This window comes from Corynebacterium sp. KPL3927, assembly GCF_040225835.1.
Lineage (GTDB): Bacteria > Actinomycetota > Actinomycetes > Mycobacteriales > Mycobacteriaceae > Corynebacterium.
Map to the genome: position 1 here is coordinate 40,599 of NZ_JBEHGD010000018.1, position 7,657 is coordinate 48,255.

Below are 7,657 nucleotides of genomic sequence, written 5' to 3' on the forward strand. Positions count from 1 at the left end.
TGGGGATAAGTCTGTGAAATAAATATTCCACAGGTTTCTTCCACAGCCTGTGGATAGCTTTGTACCCATTGTGTGGGCGAATTGGTAAATTGGGGCCACTGACCTGCACAAGGAGGACTGTGGATAAGCAACCGCACGCTGTGATCGTCGGCGCAGGACCCAATGGGCTCACCGCCGCGGCCCGGCTCGCCACGGCCGGTTGGCGCGTGGATGTGTATGAGCGCGCCAGTCACCCGGGTGGGGCGGCGGCATCGTCGACGGAGATCTTCCCGGGCACCATCGTCGATCTCGGCGCGGCTGGTCACCCCTTCGGCGTGGCGAGCCCGGCCTTCCGCGCGCTGGATCTGGAATCGCACGGCCTGCGCTGGCGGCACGCACCGTATCCCATGGCCCATCCACTAGAGGGCGCGCCGGCCGCCATCCTCCACCGCTCTCTTGCGGAGACCGCTACGGGGCTCGGCGCCGATGCCCAAGCATGGACCCGCCTGCACGGCCACATGGTGCGCAATATCGATGCGCATCTCACTAATGCGCTAACCCCACTGGTGCGCTGGCCCGAGCACCCGGTGCGCTTGGCGCAGTTTGGCGTGCCGGGCCTGCTGCCGGCGAGCACTTTGGCTCGGGCGGCATTGTCCTCCCCACAGGCGCGTGCCCTGTTTTCTGGCAGCGCCGTGCACGCAATCACCTCACCTACCAGGGCTTTTACCTCTGCTTTCGGCCTGCTCTTTGGCGCGCTCGGCATGACCCGCGGCTGGCCAGTGGTGGAAGGCGGTACGCAGGCGCTTAGCGGCGCCCTCCTAAACCTCCTCCGCTCCCACGGCGCGCGCATCCATACCGGTGCCGAGATCACCGATGTGCGCAGCTTGCCTCGCGCCGATGCCCTCATCCTCAATCTCACCCCGCGCCAGATCCTTAGGCTGGGCGGGCTCGACCTTCCTGCACGGACTCGACGAAACCTGCGGCGGTGGCGCTATGGCAGCGCGGTGTACAAGGTGGACTTTCACCTCAGCGAACCTGTGCCGTGGACCGATCCCCGCGTGGGCCAAGCTGGCACCGTCCATGTGGGTGGCAGCTTGGAGGAAATCAGTGGGGCGGAAAGGGACATCGGCAAGCGCCGCATGCCCGTAAATCCCCTGGTCATGGTGTGTCAGCAATATGTGGCTGACCCGTCGCGCGGGCTGGCGCTGTGGACCTATGCCCACGTGCCGCACGGCTACCAGGAGCGCTACCCGGGTGAGGTTAGTGAACTTATTGCCCAGCAGATAGAGCGTTTCGCACCCGGTTTTCGCGATACTATTCTGGCCATCCACACCACGAGTCCGGCCGATCTGGAACGCTGGAACCCTAACCTGGTGGGCGGCGATATTGCCGGCGGTTCCATGAGTGGGCTGCAATCCGTGCTGCGCCCGCGCCTCTCCGCGCACCCGCACCGGCTCGCGCCGGGAATATTCATGGCATCGAGTTCCACTGCGCCCGGGGCCGGGGTCCATGGCATGCCCGGATGGTGGGCCGCTGGGGATGTGGCTACCCCTTAATAGGAGCCCGGCGTTCGCAGTAGAGGAAAACCGCACCGATCATCCACAGCGTTACCGCGGCAAGATATCCGGGGGTGGTCGTGGTCTGCGGTTCGATACTATTGCCTGGGATAAGCCCAGTAATCAGTGGCTCCAGCACGAAGCCGAGCACGGCAACGTAATCTAGCCAGCCGAACCTGTGGGACAAAGCCCCCGCCACGCCGAAAAGTGGCCCGGCGATAAGGGCGAAGAGGAACCACGTGGCATTAGAGGAAAAAGCCGTCTGCCAGTCGTAGATACCAAAGGTGAAAAGCAGCGCGTAGTGCACTGCCAACATGAACAAGAGTATGCCGGCTCCTGCGAAAAAGGCCGATCTCCACCGGTGGGCGCACGCCTTGCCCATGAGGTAGGCAAATAATGCCCACACCATGCCAGAGCCCAGCACTGGGCCAAGGTAATTGCGTAAGGAAAGGCGCGCGGGTGCGGTGCCTTCGATCAGGGCCGGATCAGAAAACGCGATATGGACGACGGCATAGGCCACCGAGACGGCTAAGCCGGCCAAGAGAACGTACTGGGACCGGTGCCGCGGCGGTGCGGGTGAACGACTGGTTATGGTGTGCTCCTTGAGATGAGGATCCCGCCATGTCCGAGGCGAGTACTTGTGAAGGACATGAAACGGTTATAATTTCAATAATAATAATTGCATGCGCGATATCGCGGAAGAGCACTCTTAGTGGTCATTTAGACAGTAGATCGCACCCAATTTATCCCTGCGCTTTTGCAGGGTAGCTGCTTGATGACAAGACCGGAGGGCCCAGTTGAGCAGACTGATTATCAAGGCAATGAGCATGGATATGTCTCAAAATGCACATATAGGGCTAGTCATGAAGCAACAACCACAGTGCTAAGGGCTACGTAACTTAAAGGAGATACGTGGTCAGTTTTCATCTCTATTCTTCCGTAGGTCATTCATTGGTCGGGCGCATAAAGATATCCATCATCGAGAGGGTGGGATCTGACGAGGCAAAGATCCGGTCTGTTATATCACGCGGCGACCAGCTATCAGGGAAATCCTTGAACTCATTTGTGACAGTTCCGAGGGCCAAATCGGGACTATTTTTAACAGCAGTGAGGATGGTGAAAACCTCGTCAGGGGTGGCGTGGGAAGAGTTTATGTCATTAGCGCCGGTGGCATCAGCAATGCTGGCCCAATCATTTACTTCCGCAATATCGCTTAAAATATTAGAAACAATAGTTTCTGGTTTTAAATCCATATTTACGTTCTCCTGACGTGACGCGGTGGTTGGCGTAGGTAGCGCGCTTGCTAGAGAGAAGCCGAGGGTAGAGGTGGCATCGGCAAGCGATACTTCCTAAAGATCAATGTAGTCCAGTGGCTGGTGCGGGTCTATGCCTAAACGAAGTTGAGCATCACAGTCGATAGTCCTCGAAAATCTCACATAAAAAAGTGAAAGTGACATCATTGACACTGGGGTATGGTACCAATAGGTTATAACATAGTGCTGCGCTGGGATATCGGCGCGTTTATGGGATGGTGCCTGCCCACACAACAGAAAAGTGAACGAAATATGCAGACACAGACGAAGGGCCGCGTAGAAGGCCTGTACATCGACGAGAACGTCGAGCTGCGCGCTGGTGCGCTGAACTTTGGCGGGCGCATTGAAGACATCTCGCTTGGCGATGTCCCCGCAGCGCACGCGGCCTGGCAAGCCGGTGACCCAAACGTTTTGCTGTGGGTTCCAGGTTTTGTGGACCTGCACAATCACGGCGGCAATGGTGGAAGCTTTCCCAATGGTGATTATGACCAGTGCCGCGCCGCCGCGCGCTTTCATCGCGCCCACGGCACCACCACGCTGATAGCCAGCATGGTTTCTGGGACGCAAGCGGAGCTGTGCGCGCGGGCGGAGTTGCTTGCCACGCTGGCAGATGAGGGGGATATCGCCGGCATCCATATGGAAGGCCCGTTTATCGCCGCGGCCAAATGTGGCGCGCAGGATCCATCGCGCATCGTGCCGGGAGACCCAGACTTTTTCCGCGCGGTGATCGACGCCGCCCGCGGCCACCTGCGGTCCATTACTTTCGCCCCAGAAACCCAGGCCGCTGCAGAGATCCTTGAGGTTTGTGCAGAACACGATATTATCGCCAGCTTGGGCCATACCGAAGCCGATTATGAGACCACGCTGCGGATCATGGAGCAGGCGAAAGACTTGGGCGTCACCGTGACCGGCACCCACCTTTTTAACGCCATGCCGCCCATCCACCACCGTGCACCCGGCACGGTGGCCGCGCTACTCACCGGCTCGAAAGCGGGCGATGCGGGGGTAGAGCTTATTGCCGATGGCGTGCATCTTGCCGATGGCACCGTGGATATGGCCTATAACCGCCGCTCCTTTGCGGTCACCGATGCGATGGCCGCTGCCGGCATGGCCGATGGCTCCTATGAGCTGGGCTCCCTGCCCGTTACCGTGACCGATGGCGTGGCGCGGGTGGACAGCGGCGCCATCGCCGGTGGAACCTCCACCTTGGCGCAGCAATTTGCGCGTTTTGCCGCGCGCCACGGCGCAGAGGAAGCGGTTCGGTTTACTTCCACCACGGCTGCGGACGTGTTGGGGGATAAGGACGTGGGCCGTTTGGCTCCCGGTAAGCGCGCCAACCTCGTGGGCCTGAATGCTCGATTCGAACCTGTGCGAGTCATCGCTGATGGTATCGACATCGCCGCCGCGACAGATACTGATTTACGTTAGGAAAGCACTGCATGGATATCCTCATTCGTTCCACACCAGCAGAGGTGGCTATTGCCGCCGCCGATATCTTCGTCCGCTATGCCAACGCCGGGGCCACCTTGGGGCTGGCCACGGGTTCTACTCCGGTAGCGATGTATCAAGAACTCACCGCCCGCTGCGAGCGCCAGGAGGTGAGTTTCGCTCGCAGCCGCGCCTTCCTCCTCGATGAATACGTGGGGCTGGCTCGCTCCCATGAGCAGTCGTATTACTCCACCATCCGCCGCGTATTTACCAGCCACGTCGACTTCATCGATGAGTTAGTGCAGAGCCCCGAGGGCGATGCCGCGGACTCGGACCGCGCCGCAGCCGCCTATGACCAGGCCATTCGCCATGCTGGCGGCATCGATATCCAGCTGCTTGGCATCGGTGGCAATGGGCACATCGGCTTTAATGAGCCCTCCAGCTCCTTGCAATCGCGCACGCGCCTGGAAACGCTGCACCCGCGGACGGTGCAGGATAATGCCCGCTTCTTCGAGAACACGGACAGTGTTCCTCGCTATGCGCTAACCCAGGGGCTCGGCACCATCAGCGAAGCCCGCCACCTATTGCTGCTGGCCACTGGGACTGAAAAATCCAGCGCGGTCCGCGACATGGTGGAGGGCCCGCTGTCCGCGCACTGCCCGGCCTCGGTCCTCCAGCTACACCAGCGGGCCACGGTGATTCTCGATGAAGACGCGGCTTCCCAGCTGGAAGATCACGAGTACTACCGCTTTGTGGATGAGCACCGCCCGCACTAAAGCCCTCTTTTACCTCTTTACACCTTTGAAAGGACTCCTCCCGTGAAACTCAATATTATGGGGCCGCTGCAGCGGCTCGGAAAGGCGCTGATGGGCGCCGTGGCAGTACTGCCTGTCGCGGCGATCCTCGGCGGCGTTGGCTACTGGATAGCCAGCGTTGCCGGCCAGGATAACGTGGTCGCGCAGCTGCTCGTCAGCTCCGGTGGTGCCGTGCTGGATAACCTGGGCTGGATCTTCGCCGTAGCCATCGCCTTTGGCCTGGCCAAAGACTCCAATGGTGCCTCCGCACTGTCCGGTTTCCTGGCGTATGCCACCTTCATGAAGCTCTTGGGCCCCGACGCGGTGGCCGGCTATCGCGGCATCGAAGATCCCGAGGCTCTTACGGGCGACGAAGCCGTCGAATGGGCGGCTGAAGGTTGGAATGCAGTCGGTGACGGCAACGTTCTTTTCGGCATCCTTGCAGGCATCATGGCGGCGATGATCTATAACCGCTTCCATGGCACTAAGCTGCCGGACTTCCTGGCCTTCTTCTCTGGCCGCCGCCTCGTCCCCATCCTCACTGCGCTTTTCGCCATCGTGGTTTCCGCCATCCTCTACTTCGTATGGCCCTTCATTTACCACGCGCTCTTCAACTTCGGTACCTCCATCCAGGGCCTCGGTGCTGCGGGTGCGGGCATCTACGGCGTGGCCAACCGCCTGCTCATTCCGACGGGTCTGCACCACGCACTGAACTCCGTGTTCTGGTTCGACGTTATTGGTATTAACGACATCGGTAACTTCCAATCCGGCCAATCCACTATCGACGCGGCCGCCGCGGCTACCTCCGCCGCAGAGTGCCCTGGTATTTGGGAAAACGGACAATGCACCGTGGACGGAGTTGTTGGGCGCTACCAGGCCGGATTCTTCCCAATCATGATGTTCGGCCTGCCAGGTGCCGCCCTGGCCATGTACCTGCGCGCGGACAAGGGCCGCCGCAAGGTCATCGGCTCCCTCATGGCCGCAGGCGCCCTAGCTTCCTTCTTCACCGGCGTGACTGAGCCACTGGAGTTCTCCTTTATGTTCGTCGCCCCGCTGCTTTATGTGGTGCACGCGCTGCTGACCGGCCTCTCCGTCTTTATCGCCGCCACGATGGAATGGACCGCGGGCTTCGGCTTCTCCGCAGGTTTCGTGGACATGCTGTTGTCCTCGCAAAACCCGCTAGCGAATAAGTGGTACATGCTCCTAATTATGGGCGTTATTTTCTTCGCCCTGTATTTCGTTATATTCTACTACCTCATCGGCTGGTTTAACCTGAAGACCCCGGGCCGCGGCGATGACGAGGACGCCCCTGAAGACGACGATGCCGCCGCAGGCGATGATAAGACCGCCGCTTCCGCCTCCCGCATCATCGAGGGTCTCGGCGGCAAGGACAATATCGATTCCTTGGACTACTGCACCACCCGCCTGCGCGTGGGTGTGAAGGATCGCGCGCTTGTCGATGACCCCACTATCAAGCGCGCCGGGATTTCCGGCGTCATCCACCCCTCCGAAAAGAACGTGCAGGTCATCGTGGGCCCCTCCGTGCAGTTCATGTTTGACGAGGTCAACCAACAGCTGCGCACCGGCTCTGCAGCGGTAGCTACGGCGCCGGCGAAGCCTAGCGAAGATTCTCTCCCCGCAGAGAAAATCGGGACCGATGTGGAGCTCCGCGCCCCGTTCGAGGGAACCGTCGTGCCTCTCTCCGAGGTCCCCGATGAGTCCTTTGCTCAGGGCATGGTGGGCGAAGGCTTCGCCGTCATTCCTACCGAGATCGATGCCTTCGATGTCTGTGCCCCAGTAGATGGCACCATCACGATGGTCTTCAAGACCGGCCATGCCTTTGGCATGCGGACTGAAGAAGGTCTTGACCTGCTCATTCACATCGGCATCGATACCGTGGAATTGAAGGGCGAGGGCTTTACTAAGCTCGTGGACAAGGGCGATGTCGTCCGCGCCGGCACCCCCATCATCGCGGTGGAGTCTGAGAAGCTGCGCGAACGCGGCATCAACCTCATTACCCCGGTGGTCTGCCCCACGGCAAAGCAAATCGCTGGAGTAGATATCGAACACGAGGGCCGCGCTGACCAGAGCGTCTCCGTTGCCCGTGTGCGCCCGGCTGGCCACTAGAATTTGCCCTTCCAGCTTTTCTTTGAGACTGGTGGCCAGGTCTAGAAGTTCGTCCGGGTTATCTGCGGGGCGCTGTTGAGATAGATTTCGCTGCGCCTTGCGCACGAACTTTGAGAGTGTGCCGGCGCCGCGCGCTAGTGGGGAAGCGGCAGGAAGTTCCGCCAGTAGTGCCGTAAGTGTTTGGCGGCACTACTGGCGGCGTCTAACGTGTACTTGTAGTCTCCAGTGTCCCCGTGGGCTCCGATGAACAAAGCTCACTGAAATGTCCTAGGAACAAAACCCGGGGCACTTCAAATTTCTGTCGCGCTAACGTGGTCGAGTCCCTGCGGCAGCGGCTTTTCACAACTTCATGGGCGGTTCAGTTGATGCCGGTAAGGAAACCTGAGAGTGTCTAATGGTTTGTGTGTAGGTTCCCAACCTGCATAAGGAGATAAGCCAGAATGACTAGTGTGGCACGACG

At 60.0% G+C, this 7,657-nt stretch carries 6 protein-coding genes; 4 read left to right on the top strand and 2 right to left on the bottom strand.

The window, feature by feature from the left end; translation table 11 throughout:
* The first annotated feature begins 119 nt into the window (after nucleotides 1-119).
* Entirely contained in the window at nucleotides 120-1,535 is a 1,416-nt protein-coding gene (locus ABRP86_RS08965) for a phytoene desaturase family protein (protein WP_349863816.1), read from the top strand.
* On the opposite strand, the gene ABRP86_RS08970 is transcribed toward ABRP86_RS08965, so the two are convergent.
* Nucleotides 1,525-2,076 (bottom strand): hypothetical protein, encoded by a 552-nt coding sequence (locus ABRP86_RS08970; RefSeq protein ID WP_349863819.1) that lies wholly within the window; start codon nucleotides 2,074-2,076, stop codon nucleotides 1,525-1,527. The genes ABRP86_RS08965 and ABRP86_RS08970 overlap by 11 nt on opposite strands.
* Before the next feature lie 403 nt (nucleotides 2,077-2,479).
* Nucleotides 2,480-2,788, bottom strand: a complete 309-nt coding sequence (locus ABRP86_RS08975) for a hypothetical protein (RefSeq protein WP_239270128.1) — start codon at nucleotides 2,786-2,788, stop codon at nucleotides 2,480-2,482.
* 312 nt (nucleotides 2,789-3,100) lie between these two features.
* Between ABRP86_RS08975 and ABRP86_RS08980 the strand changes: the two genes are divergently transcribed.
* Genes ABRP86_RS08980 through nagE form a run of 3 tightly spaced genes read left to right on the top strand, consistent with a single transcriptional unit; the run spans nucleotide 3,101 to nucleotide 7,197 of the window.
* Nucleotides 3,101-4,276: an N-acetylglucosamine-6-phosphate deacetylase gene (locus ABRP86_RS08980; protein ID WP_284869945.1), complete on the top strand. Its 1,176-nt coding sequence runs from the start codon at nucleotides 3,101-3,103 to the stop codon at nucleotides 4,274-4,276.
* 11 nt (nucleotides 4,277-4,287) lie between these two features.
* The gene (gene nagB / locus ABRP86_RS08985; RefSeq protein ID WP_349863822.1) at nucleotides 4,288-5,052 is read left to right on the top strand and encodes a glucosamine-6-phosphate deaminase; all 765 of its coding nucleotides are present in this window, start codon (nucleotides 4,288-4,290) and stop codon (nucleotides 5,050-5,052) included.
* A 57-nt stretch (nucleotides 5,053-5,109) separates the two neighbouring features.
* On the top strand, nucleotides 5,110-7,197 hold the full coding sequence (gene nagE, locus ABRP86_RS08990; protein ID WP_034659479.1) for an N-acetylglucosamine-specific PTS transporter subunit IIBC: 2,088 nt from the start codon (nucleotides 5,110-5,112) through the stop codon (nucleotides 7,195-7,197).
* Nucleotides 7,198-7,657 lie beyond the last annotated feature (460 nt).

Bases quoted from the DNA above. Each gene is read 5' to 3' on its own strand.
- nagE (WP_034659479.1), top strand. From the start codon at position 5,110: ATGGGGCCGCTGCAGCGGCTCGGAAAGGCGCTGATGGGCGCCGTGGCA.
- ABRP86_RS08975 (WP_239270128.1), bottom strand. From the start codon at position 2,788: ATGGATTTAAAACCAGAAACTATTGTTTCTAATATTTTAAGCGATATT.
- ABRP86_RS08980 (WP_284869945.1), top strand. From the start codon at position 3,101: ATGCAGACACAGACGAAGGGCCGCGTAGAAGGCCTGTACATCGACGAG.
- nagB (WP_349863822.1), top strand. From the start codon at position 4,288: ATGGATATCCTCATTCGTTCCACACCAGCAGAGGTGGCTATTGCCGCC.